Annotated in this window: 20 protein-coding genes; 12 read left to right on the forward strand and 8 right to left on the reverse strand. The window is 60.5% G+C overall.

What is annotated here, in order from left to right; genetic code table 11:
- Positions 1–93 precede the first annotated feature (93 nt).
- From pmbA to QWZ03_RS18965, 4 genes are all read left to right on the forward strand, one after another.
- On the forward strand, positions 94–1,443 hold the full coding sequence (gene pmbA / locus QWZ03_RS18950) for a metalloprotease PmbA (protein ID WP_290334182.1): 1,350 nt from the start codon (positions 94–96) through the stop codon (positions 1,441–1,443).
- 100 nt (positions 1,444–1,543) lie between these two features.
- A complete protein-coding gene (locus QWZ03_RS18955; protein WP_290334183.1) occupies positions 1,544–2,296 on the forward strand; it encodes a substrate-binding periplasmic protein in 753 nt (250 codons plus the stop codon).
- 42 nt (positions 2,297–2,338) lie between these two features.
- A complete protein-coding gene (locus QWZ03_RS18960) occupies positions 2,339–2,923 on the forward strand; it encodes a PH domain-containing protein (RefSeq protein WP_290334184.1) in 585 nt (194 codons plus the stop codon).
- 171 nt (positions 2,924–3,094) lie between these two features.
- Complete coding sequence (locus QWZ03_RS18965; protein WP_290334185.1) at positions 3,095–4,792, forward strand: methyl-accepting chemotaxis protein; 1,698 nt, start codon at positions 3,095–3,097, stop codon at positions 4,790–4,792.
- Between the two features lie 157 nt (positions 4,793–4,949).
- Here the strand turns inward: QWZ03_RS18965 and QWZ03_RS18970 are convergent, their stop codons facing one another.
- The 3 genes from QWZ03_RS18970 to QWZ03_RS18980 are packed head-to-tail and all read right to left on the reverse strand — an operon-like array spanning position 4,950 to position 10,767.
- A complete protein-coding gene (locus QWZ03_RS18970; protein WP_290334186.1) occupies positions 4,950–6,359 on the reverse strand; it encodes an efflux transporter outer membrane subunit in 1,410 nt (469 codons plus the stop codon).
- Positions 6,349–9,522 (reverse strand): efflux RND transporter permease subunit, encoded by a 3,174-nt coding sequence (locus tag QWZ03_RS18975; RefSeq protein WP_290334188.1) that lies wholly within the window; start codon positions 9,520–9,522, stop codon positions 6,349–6,351. The genes QWZ03_RS18970 and QWZ03_RS18975 overlap by 11 nt, the downstream gene beginning before the upstream one ends.
- Before the next feature lie 12 nt (positions 9,523–9,534).
- Complete coding sequence (locus tag QWZ03_RS18980; protein WP_290334189.1) at positions 9,535–10,767, reverse strand: efflux RND transporter periplasmic adaptor subunit; 1,233 nt, start codon at positions 10,765–10,767, stop codon at positions 9,535–9,537.
- A gap of 270 nt (positions 10,768–11,037) precedes the next feature.
- Between QWZ03_RS18980 and QWZ03_RS18985 the strand changes: the two genes are divergently transcribed.
- The 4 genes from QWZ03_RS18985 (at position 11,038) to QWZ03_RS19000 (ending at position 14,829) form a co-directional block, all read left to right on the forward strand.
- The gene (locus QWZ03_RS18985; protein WP_290334191.1) at positions 11,038–11,676 is read left to right on the forward strand and encodes a TetR family transcriptional regulator; all 639 of its coding nucleotides are present in this window, start codon (positions 11,038–11,040) and stop codon (positions 11,674–11,676) included.
- A gap of 577 nt (positions 11,677–12,253) precedes the next feature.
- On the forward strand, positions 12,254–12,706 hold the full coding sequence (locus QWZ03_RS18990; RefSeq protein WP_290334193.1) for an Hsp20 family protein: 453 nt from the start codon (positions 12,254–12,256) through the stop codon (positions 12,704–12,706).
- 227 nt (positions 12,707–12,933) lie between these two features.
- The gene (locus tag QWZ03_RS18995) at positions 12,934–14,517 is read left to right on the forward strand and encodes a methyl-accepting chemotaxis protein (RefSeq protein ID WP_290334195.1); all 1,584 of its coding nucleotides are present in this window, start codon (positions 12,934–12,936) and stop codon (positions 14,515–14,517) included.
- A gap of 27 nt (positions 14,518–14,544) precedes the next feature.
- Positions 14,545–14,829, forward strand: a complete 285-nt coding sequence (locus QWZ03_RS19000; protein ID WP_290334196.1) for a DUF1294 domain-containing protein — start codon at positions 14,545–14,547, stop codon at positions 14,827–14,829.
- Between the two features lie 90 nt (positions 14,830–14,919).
- Here QWZ03_RS19000 and QWZ03_RS19005 read toward each other — a convergent pair whose 3' ends face one another.
- Complete coding sequence (locus tag QWZ03_RS19005) at positions 14,920–15,699, reverse strand: TOBE domain-containing protein (protein ID WP_290334197.1); 780 nt, start codon at positions 15,697–15,699, stop codon at positions 14,920–14,922.
- Positions 15,700–15,820: 121 nt separating this feature from the next.
- Between QWZ03_RS19005 and modA the strand changes: the two genes are divergently transcribed.
- From modA to modC, 3 genes are read left to right on the forward strand one after another with little or no spacing between them, the layout of a single operon-like run.
- Positions 15,821–16,570, forward strand: a complete 750-nt coding sequence (modA, locus tag QWZ03_RS19010) for a molybdate ABC transporter substrate-binding protein (protein ID WP_290334198.1) — start codon at positions 15,821–15,823, stop codon at positions 16,568–16,570.
- A gap of 24 nt (positions 16,571–16,594) precedes the next feature.
- Positions 16,595–17,263 (forward strand): molybdate ABC transporter permease subunit, encoded by a 669-nt coding sequence (gene modB, locus QWZ03_RS19015; protein ID WP_290334199.1) that lies wholly within the window; start codon positions 16,595–16,597, stop codon positions 17,261–17,263.
- Complete coding sequence (gene modC / locus QWZ03_RS19020; RefSeq protein WP_290334200.1) at positions 17,260–18,333, forward strand: molybdenum ABC transporter ATP-binding protein; 1,074 nt, start codon at positions 17,260–17,262, stop codon at positions 18,331–18,333. Before modB ends, modC begins: the two co-directional genes overlap by 4 nt.
- A gap of 41 nt (positions 18,334–18,374) precedes the next feature.
- Here the strand turns inward: modC and QWZ03_RS19025 are convergent, their stop codons facing one another.
- The 4 genes from QWZ03_RS19025 to QWZ03_RS19040 all read right to left on the reverse strand — a co-directional run bounded on the left by QWZ03_RS19025 (position 18,375) and on the right by QWZ03_RS19040 (position 22,790).
- Positions 18,375–19,316, reverse strand: a complete 942-nt coding sequence (locus QWZ03_RS19025; RefSeq protein ID WP_290334201.1) for a D-2-hydroxyacid dehydrogenase — start codon at positions 19,314–19,316, stop codon at positions 18,375–18,377.
- Between the two features lie 124 nt (positions 19,317–19,440).
- Entirely contained in the window at positions 19,441–20,217 is a 777-nt protein-coding gene (locus QWZ03_RS19030; RefSeq protein ID WP_290334202.1) for a DUF2189 domain-containing protein, read from the reverse strand.
- A 105-nt stretch (positions 20,218–20,322) separates the two neighbouring features.
- Positions 20,323–20,652, reverse strand: a complete 330-nt coding sequence (locus QWZ03_RS19035; protein ID WP_284195853.1) for an FKBP-type peptidyl-prolyl cis-trans isomerase — start codon at positions 20,650–20,652, stop codon at positions 20,323–20,325.
- Positions 20,653–20,762: 110 nt separating this feature from the next.
- Positions 20,763–22,790: a PhoX family protein gene (locus QWZ03_RS19040; protein WP_290334203.1), complete on the reverse strand. Its 2,028-nt coding sequence runs from the start codon at positions 22,788–22,790 to the stop codon at positions 20,763–20,765.
- A 562-nt stretch (positions 22,791–23,352) separates the two neighbouring features.
- Here QWZ03_RS19040 and QWZ03_RS19045 point away from each other — a divergent pair.
- The gene (locus tag QWZ03_RS19045) at positions 23,353–24,972 is read left to right on the forward strand and encodes an RCC1 domain-containing protein (RefSeq protein ID WP_290334204.1); all 1,620 of its coding nucleotides are present in this window, start codon (positions 23,353–23,355) and stop codon (positions 24,970–24,972) included.
- Positions 24,973–24,984: the final 12 nt, after the last annotated feature.

Below are 24,984 nucleotides of genomic sequence, written 5' to 3' on the forward strand. Positions count from 1 at the left end.
GCAGTTCCGATGCCGGACGGCGGGCATACGCCCATCCGTGCACGCTGCTGCGAGCTACAGTGCTAATCCGCCCATTCCAACAACGAGATACCTGTGACGACCTCTACCGAATCCGGTTTTTCCTATAGCCAGGCTGCCTTGCGCGAGCTGGTCGAGAATGTACTGGCAGATGCCAAGCGCCAGGGCGCGACCAGTTGCGATGTGGATGTATCAGAAGGCGTAGGCCAGAACGTCAGTGTCCGCCTGGGTGAGGTAGAGACCATAGAGTACAACCGCGACAAAGGTGTGGGTGTCACGGTCTACCTGGGCCAGCGCAAGGGCCACGCCAGCACCTCGGACTTTTCTCCCCAGGCGTTGAGCCAGACGGTAAGCGCGGCGCTGGCCATTGCCCGTTATACGGCGGAAGACGATTGTGCCGGCCTGGCTGACCCCGATATGCTGGCCACCCAGTTTCCCGATCTGGATCTATACCACCCCTGGGATTGTTCGGTAGAGGAGGCCATTGCGCTGGCACAGCGCTGTGAGGCTGCCGCCAGGGCAGTTGACAGCCGCATCAGCAATTCCGAGGGGGCGACGGTATCGAGCCATGTGGGGCAGTCGGTCTATGCCAACTCGCATGGCTTTATCGGCCCGGGTATCAGCTCGCGCCATTCGATTTCTGCTGCCGTCATCGCCCAGGAAGGCGACGCCATGCAGCGCGACTATTGGTATAGCGTCGCCCGTGCCGCCAGTGATCTGGAGGATGCCGTGGCAATCGGTCGGCAGGCTGGCGAACGGGCCATTGCACGTCTGGGGGCTCGCCGTATCAAGACCGGTGATTACCGTGTTTTGTACGACCCCAGCCTGGCTGGCGGCCTGATTGGCCACATGATATCGGCAGCATCGGGCGGCAGCTTGTACCGCAAGGCCAGCTTCCTGCTCGATAGCCTGGGCAAGCCGGTGTTTTCTTCCATCGTCAATATCACTGAAGACCCATTCCTGCCGCGCGGCATGGCGAGCTCGGCCTTTGATGCCGAGGGAGTAGCCTGCGTGCAGCGTGAGCTGGTCAGTGACGGTGTGCTCAATGGCTGGCTGCTGGGCAGCTACTCAGCCCGCAAGCTGGGCATGCGCAGTACCGGTAATGCCGGGGGCGCTCATAATCTGCTGGTCAGGCCCACTGCCGGTGATTTTGGCGACATGCTCAAGCAGCTGGGCACGGGCTTGTATGTGACCGAGTTGCTGGGACAGGGCGTAAACGGCATTACCGGTGACTATTCGCGCGGTGCAGCCGGTTTCTGGGTGGAGAACGGCCAGATAGTCCATCCGGTGGAGGAGGTCACCATCGCCGGCAATCTGAAGGACATCTTCATGGGTATCGTAGCCATAGGCTCGGATATCGAGATGCGTGGCAGCAAGCGGGTGGGATCGATACTGGTGGAGAAGATGATGGTGGCAGGTGCCTGAACTGCCGTCTATGCGTCGAGCTTGGCGCTGAGTCCCATGGCCTACCCGCTCGTGTAGCGGACTTGCTGCCCTGTAGTTGGTCGGCTAAAACGGGTAGGACATGATAAAAATATTCTCCAGGTGGAAGCCCGGCAGCGCCCTGTTGCTGCTGTTATCGGTTGGTGCCCAGGCGGGACCGCCACTGCCTTTGGTCACGGGTACGGATTACCCGCCATTTGCCGATACGGCCATGCCCGGCGGCGGTATCGCCGTGCGGGTGGTGCGCGCGGCATTCGAGCGGATGGGCGAGACACCCAGGATAGATGTACTGCCCTGGAAGCGCGGCTTTGTCATGGTGCTGGGTGGTCAGTACCTGGCTACTTTCCCCTATATCCATACGCCCGAGCGTGAGCTGGAATTCCACTACTCCGAGCCCATTTTCAAAGGTGGGAGCTATCTGTATACCTTGCCGGGCAAGCAGTTTGACCTGGGCAATCCCGACGCCCTCAAGGGACGTTCGCTCTGCGTGCCTCATGGCTGGGGGTCGCCAGCGCAAAGCAGTGTGACCGCTGCCGTCAACCGGGGCGAGTTCCGACTGGAGCGGCCGGCAGACCTGGCCGGGTGCATGCGTATGGTGGCTGCGGGGCGGGTGGATGGGTTTACCGCGCTGGAGGCATTGATGAGCAAGGTCAGCGAGGAGGTCGCATTGGCTGGGCGTTTCGAGCGGGCCGCCGAGCCGGTGCAGGTTGTTGAGCTGGCGCTGATCGCCCCGCGCAACAATCCGGGCTCCGCGGCCTTGCTGGCGCGCTTTAATCAAGGTCTGAAACTGCTCAAGGCTGACGGTAGTTACAAGCGCCTGCTGGAAGGCGGCTGATCGGCTATGCTCCTGCAGTTCTAACCTGGAGCATTCCAACTTATGTCCTCAACTCAAGCTGTCCCTGCCTCGGTCAATCCGGCTGAGGTGCCGGTGCGTGCCGTATTCAATACCTTGATCCGTCCCTATCTGGTTTGCTATGTGGGTTTTCTGCTGCTGATCACCGTGGTGGGCATCCCGTTGGCCGTTATTTGGTTCTGTGGCGTGGGCCAGTGGTGGGCGCGCCATTACTACGACAAGCTGGACTGCGAACTGGATAGCCGTACCTTGCGTTTCCGCAAGGGCATATTGTTCCAGGTGGAGAAGACCATACCGCTGGAAAACATCCAGGATGTGACCTTTATCGAAGGTCCGATACTGCGGCAGTTCAATCTGTCCTTGCTCCGCTTCGAGACTGCAGGGCAGAGCACGAACGCCAATGGTGAAATGCAGTTGATCGGTATCATCGGTGCGCATCAGTTCCGCACGCAGATACTGGCTACGCGCGATGCCTTGCGACGTAGCCGCGATCAGCCAAAAGCAACAACCACAGACGAGCAACTGATATTGCTGAGGCAGATTGCCGCCAACCTGGACCGGTTGGTACAGCATCTGGACCCCAAGCCAGAAGCAGAGACCCCTGGCTAGCCGGTTGCGCCTGGGCGTGATCTAAGAGCCACTGGGTTCGTCTGCCAGCCTCTATACAGATGCAGGGGAATCGGAAGTTGCCGATTGACGGGACTGTGAAGGTTCGGAATATGGTCTAAACATGGAATATATTATATTGCAATAGCAGCCCGACATACAAAGGGGGCCTCCATGTTTGCCTTCAGCAAAGGTAGTTTGGCCAGGCAATTGCTGATACCTGTGGTATTGGCGGGTATTGCCGTACTGTTGCTGGTCATGGCCATACTTAGCCATGTCCGCGAGCGCACGGTAGAGGCGGCCGGCATACGTACCGCCCAGGCGGTAGCCAGCCAGACGACAACGCTAAGGGCCTTCTATACCAAGGAGATTGCATCGCGCGCCAAGAAGGCAGGGATGCAGTTAAACTTTGATTTTGCCACCTCCGAGGGGACGTTACCTCTGCCGGCAACCCTGGTAAAAACCTTGGGGGAGAGCATAGAGAAGGACCATCCTGGCATGTCGATACGGCTGTACAGCCGTTTTCCCTTCCCGAATCGGGCACCCACCGAGAAGTACGATGCGTTTGAGCTGAAGTCGCTGGATGCGTTGGAAAAGGCCCCGGATGTACCGCAGGCCATCATAGAAAAGCGGGATGGCAAGACCTATGCGCGATATGCCGTCGCCGACAGGATGCAGGAGGGGTGTGTGGCTTGCCATAACGCCCGGCCCGACTCACCCAAGAAGGATTGGAAAGTGGGGGATGTACGCGGGGTGGTCCAAGTCACTGTGCCGGTAGATGAGCTGGCAGGAAAAATAGACCAGGGCATAGGTAGTGTCGGTCTGGCGGTGCTGGCGGGCTTCTTTGCCATCGGTAGCGTGGCGGCTTTGGTGGCACGGCGTATTTCGCTTACTGCCCAGGAGCTGGCCAGGCGTGCCGACCAGGTCGTGGTGACGGGAGATTTCACCGTCGCCATGCCGGTCAATGGCGATGGCGAGATTGCCATGGTGGCGCGCTCGTTCAATACCTTGCTGGAGCATTTTCGCCACGTGGTGGTCGATATGCATGGTGAAGCCAGTGAGGTGCTGCGCGAATCGATGCAACTGGCCAATGCAGCCACCGAAGCCAGGGCGGCTGCCATGCAGCAAAGCCAGCTGGCCGAAGCTGTCAGCGCGGCGGTGGAGCAGATGGGTACCAGCATAGGCCATGTCGCTGGTGAGGCGCGGGAAGCAGCAGGGCAATCGCGGACAACGTGCGAGCTGGCTACGGGCGGCGGTTCGGTTGCCAGCGAGGCGGCTGGCGAGATGGACAGGCTGGCCGAGGCCACCGGCACCATGGCGAAGGTGGTAGGGCAGCTGGGACAGCGCTCGGCCGAGATAGGCAAGATTGCCGGCACCATCCGCGAGATCGCCGACCAGACCAATCTGCTGGCCCTGAATGCAGCCATCGAGGCGGCAAGGGCAGGGGAGCAGGGCCGAGGCTTTGCTGTGGTGGCTGATGAGGTCCGCAAGCTGGCGGAGCGTACCACGCTGGCTACCCAGGAAATCACCGCAACTATAGCGGCCATAGAAAGCGAAACCCGCAATGCCACCGATACCATGGCGCACCATGGGGATTTGACGGGACGGTGTTCCGATTACACCCGGAGAGCCGCCAGTTCACTGGGCGAGATCAATTCTGCCGCGCTGACCGCAGGCAGGCATATCAGCGAAATTGCCACGGCTACTAACGAGCAGAGCACGGCCAGTCAGACCATAGCGCAGAACATGGAGCAGATGGCGCGCATGGCTGAGCTGAGCATGCGGTTGGTGGGGGTGGCAGCCGAGTCGGCGGAGAAGCTCAAGGCCTTGGCCAGTAGCCAGGAGGCGGCCATGGACCGGTTCAAGGTCTGAGAGCCTGTTCACGATTTTTCACCTCTGCGAAAAGATCGTGAACAGCACTCTGAGCGCTGCAAGGCTAGTCAGCGGCCAGAGTTGGCCGCCTGCTGTAGTGCCAAAAAAAGCCGCCCGAATCGCAAGATTGGGCGGCTTTTCGTACTGCGACGCGATATTACTGGGATTGGGCCAGTGTTTCGCTACTCCAACCACCGCCCAGGGCCTGGTAAACCGTGACCAGCGAGTTGACTCGGTTTTGCAGGGCCGTGACGCGATCGCGCTCGGCGGCCAAGCGGTCGCGTTCGGCATTGAGCTGATCGAGATAGCTGCTGACACCAGCTTTGTAGCGTTTGTCAGTCAATTCCTTGACCTTGTTCTGGCTATCGGCGCGTTGCTGTGTGGCGGCCAGGGCTTCGCGTGCCGAACGGTGGCCCACCAGTGCGGCACGGGCATCGCCATAGGCTGCGCGGGCTGCCTGGGCATAGGCTATCTCAGCGGTATTGCGGCTGGCCTTGGCAGCGGCTACCTGGGCGTCTATGCGGGCCATGCCTACCAATGGCTGCAGCAGGGCGCCGGCTGCATTCCAGGTGCGGGCCGGGCTATCGAACAGATTGCTCAGCTCCAGGCTTTCGCCGCCAAAGAAACCGCTTAGGCTAAGGCTGGGGAAGTAACGGCGACGTGCTTCACCCAGACTGGCCTCTGCTACAGCCAGCTGTGCCTCGGCACGGCGTACATCAGGCCGGCGAGTCAGTAGGTCAGCCGGCAAGCCAGCCGGAATCTCGGGTGCCTGGCTGAGTGCTTCCAGACCTGCACCGCGTGCTACCCGACCTTCCACCACCTCCTTAGGGCTACGGCCCAGCAATACCGCGAGCGAGGCTTCGGCTTGCTCCCTGGCTGCAATGGCCTGGGGTAGGGCCGCTGCGACTGCAGCGCGTTCCGACTCCGTCAGCTTCAGCTCGTAATCGCTGGCCGCGCCTGCGGTAACCCGCTTTTGCTGCAGTTTCATGGCTTCGTCACGCGTGGCCAGGGTCTGCGTCAGCAGGGCGACATCGGCATCAAGCGCCAGCAGGGCAAAGTAGCTCCTGGCCGTCTGAGCTGCCACGGCGGCACGCGTCGCTTCGCGGGCGTACTGGCTGGCCAGCACATTGGCAAGCGCTGCGTCCTTGGCTTTCCATACGCGTCCCCAAAGGTCGATCTCATACGATATCGAGACGCCGCCGTTGTACACCGTCGAGGTGCCGTTCTGCCCCGGTTGGGCGGTCTCATCGCTGGGGTTGCGGCGGGTGGCGTTGAGGCCCAGGTTGACGTCAGGCAGCAAGGCCACACGGGCTTGGCTCAGCATTGCCTTGGATTGATCCACCCCTTGCAGGGCAGTCAGTACATCGGCGTTGTGGGCCAGTGCCTCGGTAACCAGTGCGTTCAGCGTCGGGTCATTGAACTGCGTCCACCAGGCAGACAGCTCAGACGGGGCCGTTTCGGTCTGATGTTGCGGCAGCTCGAATACCGGAGGCGGGGTGGTGGCACAACCGGCCAGGCCGGCTGCCACCACCAGCGCGACCAGCGCAGGTTTCAGCTTACTTTTCATCGCGATGATCTCCTTCAACGATGCCATATTCGCTCTCGGACTTGGGCGGGATCAACTCGTCTGCTGTGGTTCGGATGCGCAGGTCGGTAATCAGCTTGTAGAACAGCGGCACAAAGAAGATGGCCAGGAAGGTGGCCGCTATCATGCCACCCACCACGCCTGTACCTACCGAGGTACGTGCGCCGGCGCCCGCGCCGCTGCTGATGGCCAGCGGCAGCACGCCCAGGATGAAGGCCATGGAGGTCATGATGATGGGGCGGAAGCGCAGCCGGGCGGCCTCAATGGCGGCAGCCGCCACAGGGTAGCCCTCGTGATGCTTCATCACCGCAAACTCCACGATCAGGATGGCGTTTTTGGCTGCCAGGCCTATCAGGGTAAACAGGCCGATCTGGAAGTACACGTCATTGGTGTAGCCGCGCAGCTTCACCGCCACCAGGGCGCCGAAGATGCCGAACGGCACGGCCAGCAACACGGACAAGGGCAGGGACCATTTCTCATACTGCGCTGCCAGGATGAGGAACACCATGATGACGGCCAAGCCCAGTGCCAGCAGGGCTGCACTGGAGACCTTCTTCTCCTGGTAGGCGGCGCCGGTCCATTCATAGCTCACATCGGCCGGCAACATCTTCTTGGCCAGGGTCTCGAACTCCGCAATGGCCTGACCAGACGAATACCCAGGGCCAGCATTCCCCATCAGCTTGACGGCCGGCAGGTTGTTGTAGCGATCCACGGTATCGGGGCCGGAGGTGTATTCCACCTTGGCAAAGGCCGATAGCGGCACCATTTCGCCACGCTGGTTCTTCACATACATGCGGCCTATGTCTTCGGGACGCTTGCGATACTGGTTGTCGGCACTCATCAGCACCTGCCATGCGCGACCATACTTGTTGAAGTCGTTCACGTAATAGGTACCCAAGGTGCCGGCCAGGGTATTGAAGGCATCATTGAGCGATACCCCCAGTGCCTTGGCACGGTCGCGATCCACATCCACATACAACTGCGGCGCATTTGGCTTCCACAGGGTTTGCAGGCCGCCGCCGCCAGCGAGCACCGTGCTCTGGTGGGATGCACCCATCAGCGGGCCCATGGCTTCGACCAGCTTCTTGCTGCCGCCTTCACCACGGTTCTGCAGATAGACTTCAAAGCCACCCGTATTGCCCAGGCCGAAGATGGCGGGCGGGTTGAAGGCCAGCACCAGCGCCTCCTTGATGCCACCGGTCTTCATGAACAGCTCGCCGACCAGCTCCTGGGTGCTGACGTTACGCTCGTCCCAGTGCTTCTGGCTGACAAAGATGGTTGCCGCGTTGTTCTTGAAGCCGCCGCCGATGAAGTCCATGCCGCTGAAGGCCATGACGTGTTCGTTGGCGGGGTTGGACTGGATCGCGGCGATGACTTCCTTCACCACCTTGTCGGTGCGCTCCAGCGAGGCGCCATCGGGCAGGAACACCGCACCGATGTAATAGCCCTGGTCTTCATCCGGCACCAAGGAGCCAGGGGTGAGCTTGAACATGCCCACGGTGATGGCCACCATGCCCAGGAACAGGAAGATACCCAGCAGCGAACGCTTCATGAAGAATGTCACACCACCGATGTAGTGACCGGTCATGCGATGGAACCAGTCGTTGAACCAGAGGAAGAAGCGTGCAGTTTGCTTGTGCTCGCGCTTGAGCATCAGCACGCACAGGGCAGGGGTCATGGTCAGCGCGACGATGCCTGATAGCACCACGGCAATGGAGATGGTGACGGCAAACTGGCGGTACAACTCACCGGTCAGGCCACCCAGGAAGGCAATCGGCACAAACACGGCGCATAGCACCAGCACGATGGCGATCACCGGCCCGGTCACTTCCTTCATGGCCAGGATGGCTGCTTCACGGGCAGGCAGATGCTGCTCATGCATGATGCGTTCGACGTTCTCCAGCACCACGATGGCATCATCCACCACAATACCGATGGCCAGTACCATGCCGAACAGCGTCAGCGTGTTGATGGAATACCCCAGCATATGCAGGCCGGCGAAGGTACCGATCAGGGATACCGGTACTGCCAGGGTCGGTATCAAGGTGGCGCGCCAGTTCTGCAGGAACAGGAATACCACTAGGAACACCAGCACCATGGCTTCTGCCAGCGTCTTCACTACTTCCTTGATCGACACTTCCACAAAGCGCGTGGTGTCGTAAGGAATGGCATAGGTCATGCCCTGAGGAAAGCTTTCGGCTGCCTTGGCAATGGCGGCCTTGACTTCATCACCTACTTGCAGGGCGTTGGAGCCAGGTTGCAGGAACACACCCATCAGCACGGCAGGTTTGCCGTTATAGGTACCGTTGAAGTCGTTATCCTTGGAACCCAGCTCGATGCGGGCAATATCCTTCAGGCGCAGCTGGCTACCGTCGCTATTGGAGCGAACGATGACATTCTCGAACTCGGCCTCGCTCGCCAGGCGACCCTTGGCGGTCACGGTGTAAACCATTTCCTGCCCACCACCGGTAGGCGACTGACCAATCTTGCCTGCTGCGAACTGGGCATTCTGTTCGGCCAGCGCGGCAGCGACTTCAGGTACGGTGACCTTGAGCTGGGTCATGCGGTCTGGCTTGAGCCAGATACGCATGGCGTAGTCCTTGGCGCCGAAGATCTGCACGCTGGTGGTACCTGGTATCTTCTTGATCGAATCCAGCACGTTTAGCGTGATGTAGTTCGACGTATAAAGATCGGTGTAGCGGCCATCAGGCGAGTAGAAAGCCAGCACCTGCAGGAAGGCGGACGAGCCCTTCTCGACGGATACGCCCTGGCGGCGGACTTCCTCCGGCAGGCGGGCATCGGCCTGCTTTACCCGGTTGTTGACGTTTACCGCAGCGGTATCAGGGTTGGTGCCGATTTCGAAGGTGACGGTGATCTCCACTGCACCATTCGAGGTGGAGGTGGACGACATATACATCATGCCCTCCACCCCGGTTACTGCGTTCTCGATGGGGGCGGCCACCGTTTCGGCGATGGTTTCTGCTGAAGCACCCGGATAGAAGGCGCGAATGGTGACCACCGGCGGGGCAATCTCGGGGTACTGCGCGATGGGCAGGGCGCGCATCGCCGCCAGACCCGCGAGCACCATGAAAATGGAGATCACGAAGGCGAAGATGGGCCTGTCGATAAAGAAGCGTGAAAACATGGGTCAGATCCCTTATTGCTTGGCAGCTGGCGCGTGTTGGGCTGCGGCTGCCTTGGCGGCTTCTTCGGCGGTTTGCGGCACGATGGGGGCGAAGGGGAAGAAGATGCGGGCCATGCCATCCACTATGATCTTGTCGCCGGCCTTCAGGCCTTGCTTGATCACCCAGCCATTCGGTTCCTTGCCATCCAGCCTTACCCAGTCGCCGACGACGACGGGAGCGGGCACGGCAGCGGGCTTGCCATCCTTGCCTGCGCCTACGGTGTAGACAAACTTGCCCTGCGGGCCATCCAGCACGGCGCGCTGGGGTACGGCAATGGCATTGGGGCGGGTGGCGCCGCTGAGCAGCACACGTACAAACTGGCCGGGGCTCAGTTCATTCTTGGGGTTGGCCAGTTCAGCACGGCTGGAATAGGCGCCGGTATTGTTGTCGGCCTTGTAATCGCTGAAATCCAGTTTGCCGGTTTGTTTCAGCCACTGGCCGCCGGCCGTCTTCAGCTTCACTACGTAGCCGCCCTCAGGCAGCTTCAGGCTACCGGCTTCCAGTTCGGCAGCCACCCGGCTGTGATCGGCTTCCGAGATGGCGAAGTTCACATGGATGGGATCGGTCTGGGCCATGGTGGCCAGTAGGCTGTCACCCTGGGCATTGGCCAAGGCACCTTCAACCTTCAGCGCACGACCGATGGCACCGGTAATGGGAGCACGCACATCGGTGTAGCCCAGATCGATATTGCTGGCCCGTGCCTGGGCTTGGGCCGCTTTCAGGCTAGCGCGGGCAATATCCAGGGCGGATGCCGCGTTGTCGTATTCCTGCTGGCTGACGGCCTTGGCCTCGATCAGCGGCTTGAGCCGGTTGTAATCGCGCTCAGCCTGCTTGAGTCGGGCTTCTGCTGTGGTCACATTGGCGTCTGCCGCAGCGGCGGCAGCGGCAAACGGGGCAGGGTCGATACGGAACAAGGGCTGGCCGGCCTTGACCTGGCTGCCTTCAGTGTACAGGCGCTTGTCAACGATACCGCTGACCCGGGCGCGGATCTCGACTTCACGCGAGCCAGCAGTCTGGCCGGGATACTCAAAATCAACCGGGACATCGCCTGCCACCAGGGTCTGGTAGGTGACCATGGGCGGCGGAAAGCCGCCTCCGCCTTGCTGGGGGGCCTGGCCGCAGGCAGCCAGCAGGCCGCTGAGTATCAGTACCGGCGCCAGGCGCTTGGCATGGGGTAAGGAGGGGATGGTGCGTGAGGCGTGCATGGGTAAGTCCTCGCGATACTAAGAAATAGAAAGTGCTGGGGCTGGCGGGCCCGGATGCAATGGCGGTAGATAGGCAGCATAGGTAGCACTGCCCGCTACCGCCAAGCGACAGTGTGTATTTCCCCCACGATACAGTTGGCACTGCACCGTGTGGCCCGCCTGCCGGATTTGACGTAGGAGCGGATTTTAGATACATACACGTATGTTTGTAAACACTGCTGACGCCAGGGTTATTAATTTCTTTGGCGGCACGGCAATATATAATTGGCTATGGCTAGACGAACCAAGGAACAGGCGGCGGAAACGCGCGAGCAGCTGCTGGATGCAGCTGAGCGGGTTTTCCATGCAAAAGGGGTGAGCCGCGCCACCCTCGACGATATCGCCCGCGATGCAGGACTGACTCGGGGGGCGGTGTATTGGCACTTCGATAACAAGACGGCCATCTTCACTGCCATGTGTGACAGGGTGTCGCTGCCCATGCAGGCCATGCTGGACGCACAGGTGGCTGATCCAGGCCCCGACCCGCTGGGACAGCTGACACGCGACGGTGCCCGCATACTCTGCCTGGTGGCCAATGACAGCCGCACCACGCGGGTATTCGAGATCATTCTGTTCAAGACAGAGTTGTGCGACGTGGTGGCTGAGGTCATGGCCGAAGAAGCTGAACGCGCTGCCCGGTGCCGACGCCAATTGAGCACGGTGCTGCAGGCCGCACAGCGCCTGGGGCAGATTCCTGCCCATGTGAATTGCGATCTGGCTGCCTTTGCCTTGAACAGCTACCTGATAGGCTGCATACGCGAGTGGCTGGAGCTGCGCGAGTTCAATCTTGCCGACCAGGCCGAATGGTTGATGCAAACCTTTTACGCCGGCTTGCAACACGCACCGCCACCGCCTGCCAAAGTCGAGTAAGCCTACGGCCATATGCGTTTCCCCCCGGTCTGTTTGGCTGCAGTCTGCACAGGGGCTACTGACAACGTGTTGTCAGTAGCTTGCAGGAACACCGGGTGGGCAAGGGCCTGCCTCACCACGTACTGAGGTAGAAATAGTGCGTGTTTTCCCCCAAACGGAGGATTCGCAAAAGATCACGCCAGGATATATTCCATCTTGTAGTGACATGTCAGTAGATGAAATCATCACGGCAGCGCTAAGGAACACCAAGAGGAGGAGGACCTCGCATCCGTTGCAGCAAGGCCTGGCCAATTTGGCGCCGATGGCGACGGTAGGTGGTGCATAGATGGGTATAGATTCTGATACGTGAAACCGGCCCGATACGCGGGCTGGATAGTTGAAAAAAGGCGGTGATCGGCGACGGTTATCGCCTTTTTATATGGCTGTAGCGGCAAGGTGCTGGTAGCTGCTCAGTGCTGCCAGGATTTTTGAAAAGATCACGCTTGAAATCCGAAAACACGTTCATATCTTCCTCTTGCGGGTGCTCAACGGAGGCCCGCCAACAACCGATATCGCTTGCTATCAGAGGATATGAACCATGCAAAACTTCGACTTCTCCCCCCTGTATCGTTCCGCCATAGGTTATGACCGCCTGGCCCACATGATGGATGAGGCGCTGCGCAATGATGCACAGCCCAGCTATCCACCCTACAACATCGAGTTGCTGGGCGACGACCAGTACCGTATCTCTATGGCGGTTGCCGGCTTTGACCGTAGCGAACTGGATATCGAGATAGAGCGCGACACGCTCAAGGTGGTCGGCCGCAAGCAACGCGCCGATGCCAAGCCCACCTTTCTGCACAGAGGCATTGCCACCCGCGACTTCGAGCACCGCTTCCGCCTGGCCGATCATGTAAAGGTCGTCAGCGCCGCTCTCGAGAATGGCCTGCTCAATATCGAGCTGGTGCGAGAGATCCCCGAGGTGCTGAAACCGCGAAAGATCGCCATTGATGGCGACAATGTGCATATGCTGGAGCGCAGGGTTGCATAAGACCTAGCACATTGATGGATAACACTATGGCCGGGATATCCCCGGCCATAGTCATTTTGGCCGGTTGTAGCGGTTGATGCGATTCTCATGTGGGCAGGGTTGCTGAGGGCGGTACCCACTAGAGTGTGTAGATAAGCCTTGTATATATCCCCACTGCCTGTAGGCTTATTAAGCTATGGCATGCTGGAGGAAGCACGCCGGGCTTAACCTCAACCGGAACTGGCTAAATGAGAAAAAACTTGCCTGTCACCGAGGTGGAGCATCATCTCGACCCTAAGCGCCCCGTGGTCACCAAGACCGATCTGAAGGGCATTATTCGTTATGCCAACCCGGCATTCATCGAGATCAGTGGTTTCCAGAAAGATGAACTGCTTGGGAGCTCACATAATCTCGTCCGTCATCCAGACATGCCACCTGAAGCCTTCGCCGACATGTGGCGTACTCTTCAGTCGGATTTGCCCTGGCGAGGACTCGTTAAGAACCGCTGCAAGAATGGTGATTACTATTGGGTAGAGGCCTATGCCACCCCACTCTATGAGCAGGGGCAGAAAGTGGGCTATATGTCGGTCCGCAACCGGCCTGATGCCGCCGAGGTCAGGCGCACCGATGCACTTTATCGCGCCATAAACCAGAAGCAGCAGGCTTTTCCTGCTACGCGTGCGGCACGGCGGATACCCATGGCGGCCCGCATGCTGGCACTGGCGCTTGTACCGGTACTGCTGATGGATGGCTTGCCTCTGTTGGGTAGCCCGTTCTGGCTGACCGCCTTTACCGGACTCGTTGTCGCGGGCGGTTTGGGTGTCTGGACATGGCTGGGCATGCAAGTGCCGTTGCAGCGGGCCGACTTGGCCTTGCGCAAACTGTCTGAGGGCGACTTTCGTTTTGAACTGGATACCGATGCCGCGCGTGAATATGCGCAGCTGCTGAACGGCCTCAAGTCCATGCAGATCAATTTGCGCGCCGTCATGTCCGATGTGGTCTCCGCGGCAGACAGCGTCAGCGACCAGTCCCGCTCGGTAAACCAGGAGGTGGCGGATGTGGTGCATCGGGGCAACCAGCAGTCTGATGGTATTGCCAGTGTGGCGGCGGCATTGGAGCAGTTGTCGGTCTCGGTGAATGAAATATCCGAGGCAACCACGCGTAGCTCACACCACGCGCAGACCACCATGACGCTGGTGGGGGAGGGGGTGGGTGCCATGCATTCTACCCTTTCGGTCAGTCATGAGCTGGTGGAGCGGGTACACGGTGCGCAGGACGTCATCGATCAATTGAGCCACGAGGTTCTGGCCATCAACAAAGTGACCCTGACTATCAAGGAAATCGCCGATCAGACCAATCTGTTGGCCCTCAATGCCGCCATCGAAGCGGCAAGGGCAGGTGAAACCGGGCGCGGTTTTGCGGTAGTGGCCGACGAGGTGCGCAAGTTGGCAGAGCGCACCACGCAAAGCACCACCGAAATCGCCACAACCATAGGCCGCATAGTAGGCCAGACCAATACTGCGCTATCGGCCATGCAACTTGCGACAGGCAAGGTGGAGGAGAGCACCCGCTATATTCATCAGAGCCATGCTGCGCTGGATGCGATCAAGATTTCCAGTGAAGAGGTGTCAGCGTCGGCCCAGGATATTGCCAATATGCTGAGCCAGCAAAGCCAGGCCTCGGGTGAGGTTGCCCGTAGCATGGAGCGCATGAGTGCCCTGACCGAAGAGAACAGCAATAGCATGGGGGCGGCTGGCGGTTCGGTGGAGCAGTTGTCGGAAACTGCCGGAGAGCTGCACCTGCTGGTCAAGCATTTCGAGCGTGGCTTGTAGCGGTACCTTGGTCGGTGCATTGCTATCATGGTGGGGATAACTCTGGCGTATCTATTCCTGCTTTCTGTACTGCTAAGCGCGGCCACCCTGGTGGCCTATGCCTGGGACAAGGCCATGGCGGTACGGGCTGGGCGTCGTATTCCGGAGCGCCAGCTGCACCTGTTGGCAGCGTTAGGCGGCTGGCCTGGTGCGCTACTGGCGCAGCGATGGCTACGCCATAAAAACCGTAAGGCCGGGTTTCAGCTTGTTTTCTGGTTGTCGGTCCTGCTCAACCTGTCTGGCTGGGCGGGCTATTACTGGCTAGCAAGCTGAACGCCCCTTTGTGCGCCGACCCATGGGACGCTTCCTGATGCCGAGGTTCAGGCGAGGTTTGGAGAAGCGCCCCATGAGCAACCGCTACGCTCAATAACCCACGCCCAGAATGATGTTGCCTGCGGCGATATGCGCTGTGACAGGTTGGTGCGTTGGCCAAGCCTTCACTTTGTCTACCTGGGCTACCAGGCTGAGACCATTGCTCAGCAAGACGGCGACTTCTGCCTGCCCTGACTCACGCAACAAGGGGCTGATATGGCCGTGCAGGGTATTGTCACTCGGAACCTCTGACCGATTGTGCCCGGCAGTCAGGCGTACCCAGGAGGCTTTGACCAGGGCCGCAACAGCGCTGCCGGGCTTTAGCTCCAGCAATTCGGTGCTCTCGCGGGTGATAGTGGCAAGTAGGGTGAGATCGCCTGGCAGGGTAAGCGTGATCTGATCATTGCTACGTCCCGGCGCAATATGGCTGACCGTGCCATAGAGCTGATTGCGGGCGCTGGTTTTAAGCATGAGCTTACGCAGCGTTTGCAGGCTGCTCGCGGCGTCGGGCAGGGCAGCCAGATCGCGCAGCAGGCTACGTTGCAATTGCTCCATGGCGCGATAGACGCTGATCAGATGTCGCCCGGCAGGAGTTAACTGGGCGCCGCCGCCCCCTTTGCCACCGATATTGGTACTGACTAACGGGGTTTCGCTCAATCCATTCAAATCATCCAGCGCATTCCAGGCGCCGCGATAGCTGAGCCCTGCCGCCTTGGCGGCCTGGCTGATGGAACCGCTCTCGGCGATGGCTTCCAATAGCAGTATGCGGTTGGCAGGTATGGGCGAGCCGCCTTCGGTGCCCAGTGCAGGGATCAGCGGCAGGGTAGCCATGGGGCTTGGGGTAGACTGTAGATGGGCATGACATCATTGTAGGGCACTTGGTCATTCAGTATCGCTATGTAGTAAGCTGCATAGCGATACTGAATGACAGCCCATCTTTGGAGTGGTGTGCATGAAGAACCTGACCCTGTTGGCGATGCCCTTGCTTATGACGCTCGCGCCAAACGTACATGCGGCCGAGGTGCAGTTGGCGGTGGCAGCGAATTTTGCCGTGCCCATGCAGAAGATAGTGGCGGCATTTGAGCAGTCGACCGGGCACAAGGTGCTGCTAAGCAGCGGGGCGACAGGCAAGTTCTATGCGCAGATCAGCCAGGGCGCGCCGTTCGAGGTCTTGCTGGCCGCTGACGATGAAACGCCGAGACGGCTGGTGCAGGATGGCAAGGCTGTTGCCGCAAGCCAATTCACCTATGCCCAGGGAAGATTGGCACTGTGGAGCGCCAAGCAGGGCGTGGTGGACAATGCGGGTGCGGTATTGAAAACGGCCAGCTTCAAACACCTGGCCATCGCTAATCCCAAGGTGGCTCCTTATGGTGTGGCGGCCACGGAGGCGATGATTGCGATGGGCGTCTACAGCAGCATGTTGCCCAAGCTGGTACAGGGCGAGAGCATTGCCCAGGCATATCAGTTTGTCTCGACCGGCAATGCCGAGTTGGGCTTTGTGGCCTTGTCGCAAGTCTATGAGCATGGCCGGATGCGTAGTGGTTCTGGCTGGGTTGTTCCGGCACAGCTGCATACGCCCATCAAGCAGGATGCGGTCTTGTTGGTTCGTGGCCGCGACAACCCGGCGGCCAGCGCCTTGCTCGGTTATCTGAAAACGGATGCAGCCAGAGCCGTGATGGCGAGCTACGGCTATGTCCACTAATGGCCATCGGGGCGGCCTTACATCATGACTGCCGATGACTGGGCCGCTATCTGGCTCACCGCCAAACTGGCGACCTTGACCACCGTGTTGCTGCTGGGTCTGGGCACACCACTGGCCTGGTGGCTGGCGCGTACCGATAGTCTCTGGTCGCGTTGTGTCGGGGCATTGGTGACCATGCCGCTGGTACTGCCGCCTACCGTGCTGGGCTTCTACCTGCTGTTGCTGATGGGCAGCCAGGGGCCGGTTGGGCAGTTCACTACCTGGCTGGGGCTGGGGCTGCTGCCTTTTACCTTCACAGGCTTGCTTATTGCCTCTGTTATCTACTCGCTGCCGTTTACCGTGCAACCCTTGCAGCAGGCTTTCCGAGCTATAGGTGCGAGGCCGTTGGAGGTGGCAGCCACCTTGCGCGCCTCGCCTTACGACACCTTTTTCAGCGTGGTGCTACCCCTGGCGCGGCCAGGATTGATTACAGCGGCCGTCATGAGTTTTGCCCACACCGTGGGAGAGTTTGGCGTGGTACTGATGATAGGGGGCAATATCCCCGGCCAGACTCGGGTGATCTCGGTGCTGCTCTATGACCGTGTCGAGGCGCTGGAATACACGCAGGCGCATTATCTGGCGGCAGGCATGCTGGTATTCAGCTTTGTGGTCTTGCTGGGGCTACATCTGCTAAACCGGGAGCGGCGGGTATGAGAGTACGGGCTAATTTGACATGCGGGCTGGGGGCTTTCCGGCTGGCTGCCGAACTGAGCCTGCCCGGCAGTGGGGTGACTGCCCTGTTTGGCGCATCGGGTTCGGGCAAGACCAGTCTGCTGCGTTGCCTGGCGGGTCTGGAGCCTACGGCGCGCGGCTATCTGGAGGTATCGGGCGAGGTCTGGCTCGACAGTGAGCGCGGGATTGCGCGATCTACCCACTTGCGTGGCGTGGGCTTGGTGTTTCAGGAGGCCAGTCTGTTTGCGCATCTGGACGTACGCCGCAACCTGGAATTTGGCTTGCAGCGTACCCCCGTGGCGCAGCGGCGACTGCACTGGGAGGGTGCGCTGGAACTGCTGGGCATAGCTCATCTGCTGGAACGCTTGCCGATGCGGCTCTCTGGTGGCGAGCGCCAACGGGTGGCTATCGCCCGCGCCTTGCTGGCGTCGCCACGGATGCTGCTGCTGGATGAGCCGCTGGCTGCGCTGGATCAGCCGCGTAAAGACGAGATATTGCCTTACCTGGATAGGCTGCATCGTGAGCTTGCCATCCCCATGGTCTATGTGACCCATGCCATGGAAGAAGTCAGCCGCCTGGCTGACCATCTGGTTTTGCTGGAAGCTGGCAGGGTGGTCGCTGCCGGCCCGTTGTCCAGCACCTTGGCCCGCCCGGATCTGCCTGCCAGTTTTGAGGACGAGATCGGGGTGATCGTGCAGGCCGTGGTGGCCCATGTGGACAGCCAGTACCAGTTGGCGCACCTGAGCTGCGCCGGTGGAGAGCTGCGCGTACCCCAGCAGGGCCTGAAGCCCGCCGATGGCTGCAGGGTGCGCATACGGGCCCGAGATGTCAGCCTGACGTTGCACGAAGAAACGGACACCAGCATCCTCAATCGCTTGCCGGGCGTAGTGGCGGCCATCCACCCATCATCCCATCCCGCGCAAGTGCTGGTCAGCCTGCTGGTGGGGGAGTTGCCGCTGGTGGCACGCATTACCCGCCTGTCTTGCGACAAGCTGCAGTTGCAGGTGGGCAGCAAGGTGTGGGCGCAGATCAAGTCAGCTGCGCTGCTTTAGAGCGGCTGGCCAGGGCTGCTTACGGCCCAGGCTCGCGGCATTTAAACCAGATTACGGGGTGTGCCGGCAGCCCAAAGCTCGATGTTCTCTATCAATTGCTCGGCCAGCCGGCTCATGGCCTCGAAACTGGCCCAGCCTATGTGGGGTGTCACTATCAGGTTGGGTAGCCCTGCATCCAACAGCGGGTTGCCATGGCGGGGAGGCTCTTCGTGCAGCACGTCTACGCCGGCCCCACCCAGGTGTCCGCGACGCAGTGCCTCCAGCAAAGCGACTTCGTCGACGATGCCGCCGCGTGCCGTGTTGATCAGTACTGCACCGGGCTTCATAGCGGCCAGGGCGGTGGCATCTATCAAGCCACGGGTGGTGTCGTTGAGTGGGCAGTGCAGGCTGATGATGTCAGCCACACGCAGGCCCTGCTCGAAGTCGATATGGCCTGGCCGTACCTCAGTAGCTCCCTTGCGCTCTGCAAATACGACATGCATGCCAAAGGCACGGGCCAGCTTGGCCGTGCCCTGGCCCAGGGAGCCGCTGCCAACGACCAGCAGGGTGCGCCCGTTCAGGTCGCGAACGGTGGCACCAAAGTGGCAGAAATAGGGGGACTGCGCCCAGGCTCCCTTGGCCAGATCTTGCTGATAGGCAGGCAGGTTGCGCATCAGCGCCAGCATCAGCATCAAGGCGTGCTCGGGTACGGTTGCGTCGGCATAGCCACGGATATTGCTTACCGCTATGCCACGCTGGCGGGCCACAGCCAGGTCGACATTATTGACGCCTGTCGCCGCCACGGCGATAAGCTTGAGCCGGGGCAAGGCAGCCAGGGTGGTGGCATCAAGCATCACCTTGTTGCTGATGACCACATCGGCATCCTGGCATCGGGTAATGATTTCTGCGTTAGCAGTGGCATCGAACGCTTGCCAGTGGTGTGGCAGCCTGGGAGTGCGCAGTGGGGCGGGTAGGCTGGCGCGATCAAGGAAGACGATATTCATGGCGGTGACTTGCGGTGGGCTGTCGAGATGGCAATGCTAACGCATCGCCATCCGGGCGGCCCATCTGTCGTTGAACAGGCTCTGACTGCCCGGAACGCCGGGGCGAAAAAACGTGAACAGGCGCTTACTCGATCAGGGCGCGATAGGCATGCCAGGTGGCATGGCCTACCAATGGCACCGCCAGCGCCACGCCTACACCCCACAAGGCAAAGCCTGCCAGCACGATCAGCACGATGATGGCACCCCAGGTCAGCATGCAGACCGGATTGGCCAGGCATACCCGTACGCTGGCAAACAGGGCATTGAAGGTATCCGCGTCGCGATCCAGCATGATGGGAATGGATACAACCGACAGGGCAAAGGTCAGCAGGGCAAACAGGGCACCCGAGCCCAGCCAGATGATCATGAAGGTCATATTGTCTGGCTGTAGCAGGAACTTGGGGGTCAGCATCACCGCGACGGACGGGATGTCGTCGGTAAAGAACAGGGCGAATACCACTACCGAGACGCGCATCCAGCCGGCCACCAGCAAGGCCAGGATGATGGCAAACAGGCTGATGCCCGAGGCATTGATGCGCAAGGCAGTCAACGTGGGCAGCAGCTTTACCTTGTCGACCGTCTCATGTCGGCGGCTGATCTCGTATAGGCCCAGGCAGATGAAGGGACCGGCCAGCAGAAAGGCCGTAACCAGGGTCATGGTGTGTTCCGGCGCGTAGCCAAACAGGCCGCGTATGGCCCAGCCCATGGCTACAAAGGCGCTGCCATAGAACAGCAGGCCGGTTGGTGTGGCGCGGATATCGCCTAGTGCCAACTTGAGCCATTTGAACGGCGTGTGCCAGGGCAGATCGCGCACACGGGTATGCAGCACCACGGGAGGTGCATCGTCGAGCAATTCCGCCATAAGGTGTCTCCTCGTTATTGTGGGCGGTGATTGATTCGAACTGGTCAAGGCGACACCAGGCCGCCTTGACGATGCGTAGTGAACTACGCTGCCGCGAGGCGGCGCTTATTCCAGGCCCAGCAGCTCCACCTCGAACACTAGTACGGCATTGGGGGGAATCACGCCACCTGCGCCCCGCGCACCATAGCCCATGGCCGGTGGAATAGTCAGCTTGCGCACGCCGCCTATCTTCATACCTTGCACGCCCTGGTCCCAGCCCTTGATGACATGGCCTGCACCCAGGGGGAAGGAAAAGGGAATGCCGCGATCCTTGCTGGAATCGAACTTGGTGCCATCGGTCAGCCAGCCTGTGTAATGCACGGTGACTTCCTGGCCTGCCTTGGCTTCGGCACCGTCGCCGGTCTTGATATCGTCAATGATCAGGGTATCGGTCATGGTATTGCCTTCTTTGTATACGAGAGTGAAAACGGCAGGATGATACGCCCAGCGGCAAAAAAATAGGGCCGACGTGTGCCGGCCCTACGGTAGTGTTGCGTGTTGCCCGACTAGCTGCCGATTTTCCCGCCATCGGCCTTGGTAATGATGACGGTGGCAGAACGGGGACGCCCGCCATTTGCATCCGGCCATTTGCTGAACACCAGCGGGTTCTGCAGGGTGTAGACATCTGCAGAGGTGCCCGTGGGGATGGTAGGACGATTGGGGTGGCTGCCCAGCTCGCCGGGGTGCTGCACATTGATGAACAGCGTCTTCATGTCAGGCGTGAAGGTGATGCCGGTGATTTCACAGCCCGAGGGACCGACCAGGAAGCGGCGGATTTCACGGGTCTTGGGGTCGGCAACCAGCATCTGGTTATTGCCCTGACCGGCGTAGTTGCCAGTATTGGCGGCGCTGCCGTCGGTTTGTATCCACAGCCGGCCATCATGGTCAAACGCCAGGCCATCGGGGCTGTTGAAGGTGTTGCCTGCATTGATGTTGCTGGAGCCGGCCGATTTCAGCGGTGTGGCCGAGGGGTTGCCGGCCAGTACGAAATGATCCCATTCGAACGTCAAGGCGGCGGCATCGCCCCCGGTTTCACGCCAGCGGATGATCTGGCCATAGACGTTGCTGGTGCGGGGGTTGGCGTCATCTGTGGTGCTACGGCCCGAATTGTTGGTCAGGGTCAGGTAAACCTCCTTGGTGGTGGGGTGTACCGAAACCCATTCCGGCCTGTCCATCGGGGTGGCGCCGGCCACGGTGCCTGCCTGGCGGGCATTGATCAGCACGCTGGCCTGGTCAGGCAGGGTGGAATCGGCCTTCAGGCTGGCATTGGCTTCCTTGTCCAGCAGCAGCCACTCGCCCGTACCCATGGAGTCACCCTTGGTGGTGCCATCGCTGAATCGAGCCACATACAGTTTGCCGCTCTCCAACAGGTTGCGGTTGGTCGGCGCGGTGGGGTTGGCAGCATCGTACTTGCCGTCCGAGACGAACTTGTAGACGAACTCGCCCGCCTGGTCATCGCCCATATAGACCACCACGCGGCCATCGGCGGCGATGGCATAGGCGGCGTTTTCGTGCTTGAAACGCCCCAGTGCAGTGCGCTTCTTGGGGGTGGAGGTCGGGTCGAAGGGGTCGATTTCAACGATCCAGCCAAAGCGGTTCGATTCGTTCGGCTCCTTGGACCAGTCGAAGCGGTTGTCGAAATCCTCCCAGCGATAGCCCGAGCGGCCAGAGGACAAGCCGTAGCGCTTCATCAGCGCGGTCTGGCTGGCACCACTCACTGTCGTGCCAAAGTAGCCGTTGAAGTTCTCTTCACAGGTGATATAGCTGCCCCATGGGGTATAGCCATTGCCGCAGTTGTTGAGGGTGCCGAAGGCATAGCTGCCGAACGGATCGGCGCTGGTCTTGAGCAGGGCGTGCCCTGCCGCAGGGCCGGTCATCAGCATGGGAGTGTTGCCGTGTATGCGGCGGTTGTAGGCTGAGCCGACCACCAGCTGCCATTTGCCGGCCGCATCCTTCTTGATATGGACCACCGAGACGCCATGGGCGTGCTGGGCCTTGCGTACCTTGTCCAGTGTCCAGGTGCCGAAAACATCGGTCTGGCCAGGTTCATAGGCGAAGAAGTACTCCGGGTTGATGTACTCGTGGTTCATCACCAGCAGGCCTTCGCTGCTGTTGGTGCCACCGATGGGGAAGTAATGCATGCCATCGTGGTTGTCGCCCATCTGCAAGGCTTGGTCTGCACCCGTGTTGGAACCATCCGGTTTCCAGGCGGGCGCACCCTTGACCAGGGGCGTACCCCAGGGAACGAAAGCTTCGGCCACATAGCCCTCGGGCACCACGATGGCATCACCGCTGCTAACGCTGACCTGCTTGAAATTCAGCATGGGGGCTTGTGGCGGCACGGGCGCCACGGGCTCGGTACCACCATCGCTGCTGCAGGCGGCCAGATTGCCGCCCAGGAAAGCCACGGCGCCCAGGCCGAGTCCGCTTTTCAGTATTCCACGACGCGAGACGACACGGTCGACCAGTTGGTTGAAGTGCTCTGCCCGGCTGGGGTTGATCGAAATGTTCTCGTTGTCGTCGAACTGACTCATGGTGCGCTCCAGGGGGAGGGGAGTGGGAAGGAGCGCGGATTATTAGGGGGCTGTATTACGTCGCGTTGAAGGATTTGTTGCGGTCATAAAACCCGGTATGAATAACAATCTGCGGGGTGATGGCGACAGCAGTGTTGTAAAAAAGGCGTGGTCGCGTGATTTGTCGCTTTTTTGCTGGCACTGCATGCGTGCAGGCTCGACTATCCCAAGCTTGCCGCGAGCTGCGCCGCAAGCAGAGCTGCTTAGAGCCTGTTCAATGTCTTTTCACATCGTCGTTCGCAGCCTTGCCGGATGAAAGGCAAGGCGCAAGACGCGCAGCGGTACGGGTACCGTAAGCGGCTTGCAACGCTGCCACTCGTCGGCAAGGTTGCGTACCCGCAGGGCTGATCTGGAAAACGGCCACTCACTACGTTGTGGTGCGCAGGCAATAACTTGTTATTGCCTGCGCACCACGCCTTGTGCCTGGCCATTTTCCAGATCAGCCCAGCGGGCCGGCACGATGCGAAAAGACATTGAACAGGCTCTTGGCAGCCAGCTGAATTAGATGCGAAGGAGTATTCCCTTGAAACACGCCCCCTCGGCTAACTGGGCCCTGTTGCCCCTCGTCGCTGCGCTTACTGCCTGTATGGGCAATAGCGACGCACCGCCTACCCCGGTACCGCCACCCACTGTCAAACTCGATGTGTTCGGCGCCCGTGGCGATGTGCTGATCGCCGTCCCTACCGTGGCTAACTGCAGTCCGACGGCAACCCAATATAGCTGGAAAGATGCCCAAGGCCGCACCCTGGGCCAGGCGGATCGCCTGACCGATACCGTGCCGGAAGAGCCGGTGACCATCACTGCCACCTGCGGTACTGCAAGCGATACACGCACCCTGGATCGCCGCCGGGTATTTGCCAGTGCAGCAGCCTTCGCCGTGCTCAAGGCAGACGGCACGGTTGAAGCCTGGGGCCACCCGATCTGGGGTGGCGATGCCAGCAATGTCGCCAGCAAGCTGATTGGCGTAAGGCAGATCGCGGGCAGCGAACGCGCATTTGCTGCCGTACTGGCAGACGACACGGTGGTGACCTGGGGCTCCAGCCTGGCCGGCGGGCGCTCCGACACGCCGACGGCGCCCTTGACCGGTGTGGCCGATGTCTTGCCCGGCGAGCTGGCCTTCCTGGCGCGCAAGAAGGATGGCACCGTGGCCAGCTGGGGTTCGGGCCGGATACTGTTCGATGGCGAAGGTGCAACCTTTTCGGTGCCTACGGTGTTGACCGAGGACGTGGCGGCGCAGCTGACCAATGTGAGCAGCTGGGCCAGCAATGACAGTGCTTTTGCCGCACTGAAGCAGGATGGCAGCGTGGTGGCATGGGGCGACCCGGATGTCATCTTTGATGCCGATCCGGCACAGCTGCATGACGTGGTTCAGTTGCAAGCCAACCGCACTGACTTTGCCGTGCTGCGCAAGGATGGTTCGGTGTTTACCTGGGGTGCAGGCTTTGGTGGCTATCCTGGCGAAGACACTGCCAAGTTGTTGCAAAGCGGGGTCAAGACCCTCTATAGCAGTGGTCTGGCTTTTGCTGCACTCAAGACCGACGGCAGTGTGGTGGCCTGGGGCGGCGATGGCTTCTCTGACTACGGCAACAATGCCAGCGCTGTGGCGGCCGAGTTGAGCAAGGTCAGCCGTGTCTACGGTAACCATGTGGCCTTTGCTGCCCATAAGGCCGACGGCAGCGTCGTGAGCTGGGGCGAGCCTTATCGCGGTATTGCCGGCTACACCGCCATCAAGAGCAAGCTGGTTCAGGTTCGCGATGTCGTGGCGACAGAAACCGCCTTTGCTGCCTTGCGCCGTGACGGCACGGTGGTGGCCTGGGGCGACCCGGAGAACGGGGGCGATGCCAGTGCGATAGCCAATAGCAATTTCGGTGTTCTGGCGGTGTATGCCAACCACCGGGCCTTTGCCGCCTTGCGCCTGGATGGCAGCGTCCTGACCTGGGGTGCCGCCGCCGATGGTGGCGATAGCAGCAGTGTGGCCAGCCAGCTCAAGGGTGTGCGCGCTATTTATCGCAGCGCCTTTGGCGGCTTCCTGGCACAGCGCCAGGATGGCAGCTTCGTGACCTGGGGTGGCAAGCATGCCGGCGGCGATAGCAGTGCCGTTGCTGCACGTCTTACCCGTATTCCGTATTTCAAGACGAACTGAGGAGTCAGCCGC

Source organism: Chitinimonas viridis, assembly GCF_030409555.1.
Lineage (GTDB): Bacteria > Pseudomonadota > Gammaproteobacteria > Burkholderiales > Chitinimonadaceae > Chitinimonas > Chitinimonas viridis.

What these genes read in the sequence shown, in the direction of transcription:
- modA (WP_290334198.1), top strand. Translation starts at nt 15,821, where the DNA reads ATGAAGAACCTGACCCTGTTGGCGATGCCCTTGCTTATGACGCTCGCG.
- QWZ03_RS18980 (WP_290334189.1), bottom strand. Translation starts at nt 10,767, where the DNA reads ATGCACGCCTCACGCACCATCCCCTCCTTACCCCATGCCAAGCGCCTG.
- QWZ03_RS18965 (WP_290334185.1), top strand. Translation starts at nt 3,095, where the DNA reads ATGTTTGCCTTCAGCAAAGGTAGTTTGGCCAGGCAATTGCTGATACCT.
- QWZ03_RS18995 (WP_290334195.1), top strand. Translation starts at nt 12,934, where the DNA reads ATGAGAAAAAACTTGCCTGTCACCGAGGTGGAGCATCATCTCGACCCT.
- QWZ03_RS18960 (WP_290334184.1), top strand. Translation starts at nt 2,339, where the DNA reads ATGTCCTCAACTCAAGCTGTCCCTGCCTCGGTCAATCCGGCTGAGGTG.
- QWZ03_RS18975 (WP_290334188.1), bottom strand. Translation starts at nt 9,522, where the DNA reads ATGTTTTCACGCTTCTTTATCGACAGGCCCATCTTCGCCTTCGTGATC.
- QWZ03_RS19030 (WP_290334202.1), bottom strand. Translation starts at nt 20,217, where the DNA reads ATGGCGGAATTGCTCGACGATGCACCTCCCGTGGTGCTGCATACCCGT.
- QWZ03_RS19025 (WP_290334201.1), bottom strand. Translation starts at nt 19,316, where the DNA reads ATGAATATCGTCTTCCTTGATCGCGCCAGCCTACCCGCCCCACTGCGC.
- QWZ03_RS19005 (WP_290334197.1), bottom strand. Translation starts at nt 15,699, where the DNA reads ATGGCTACCCTGCCGCTGATCCCTGCACTGGGCACCGAAGGCGGCTCG.
- QWZ03_RS19035 (WP_284195853.1), bottom strand. Translation starts at nt 20,652, where the DNA reads ATGACCGATACCCTGATCATTGACGATATCAAGACCGGCGACGGTGCC.
- QWZ03_RS18990 (WP_290334193.1), top strand. Translation starts at nt 12,254, where the DNA reads ATGCAAAACTTCGACTTCTCCCCCCTGTATCGTTCCGCCATAGGTTAT.
- QWZ03_RS18955 (WP_290334183.1), top strand. Translation starts at nt 1,544, where the DNA reads ATGATAAAAATATTCTCCAGGTGGAAGCCCGGCAGCGCCCTGTTGCTG.
- QWZ03_RS19040 (WP_290334203.1), bottom strand. Translation starts at nt 22,790, where the DNA reads ATGAGTCAGTTCGACGACAACGAGAACATTTCGATCAACCCCAGCCGG.
- QWZ03_RS19000 (WP_290334196.1), top strand. Translation starts at nt 14,545, where the DNA reads ATGGTGGGGATAACTCTGGCGTATCTATTCCTGCTTTCTGTACTGCTA.
- QWZ03_RS18970 (WP_290334186.1), bottom strand. Translation starts at nt 6,359, where the DNA reads ATGAAAAGTAAGCTGAAACCTGCGCTGGTCGCGCTGGTGGTGGCAGCC.
- modC (WP_290334200.1), top strand. Translation starts at nt 17,260, where the DNA reads ATGAGAGTACGGGCTAATTTGACATGCGGGCTGGGGGCTTTCCGGCTG.
- modB (WP_290334199.1), top strand. Translation starts at nt 16,595, where the DNA reads ATGACTGCCGATGACTGGGCCGCTATCTGGCTCACCGCCAAACTGGCG.
- QWZ03_RS18985 (WP_290334191.1), top strand. Translation starts at nt 11,038, where the DNA reads ATGGCTAGACGAACCAAGGAACAGGCGGCGGAAACGCGCGAGCAGCTG.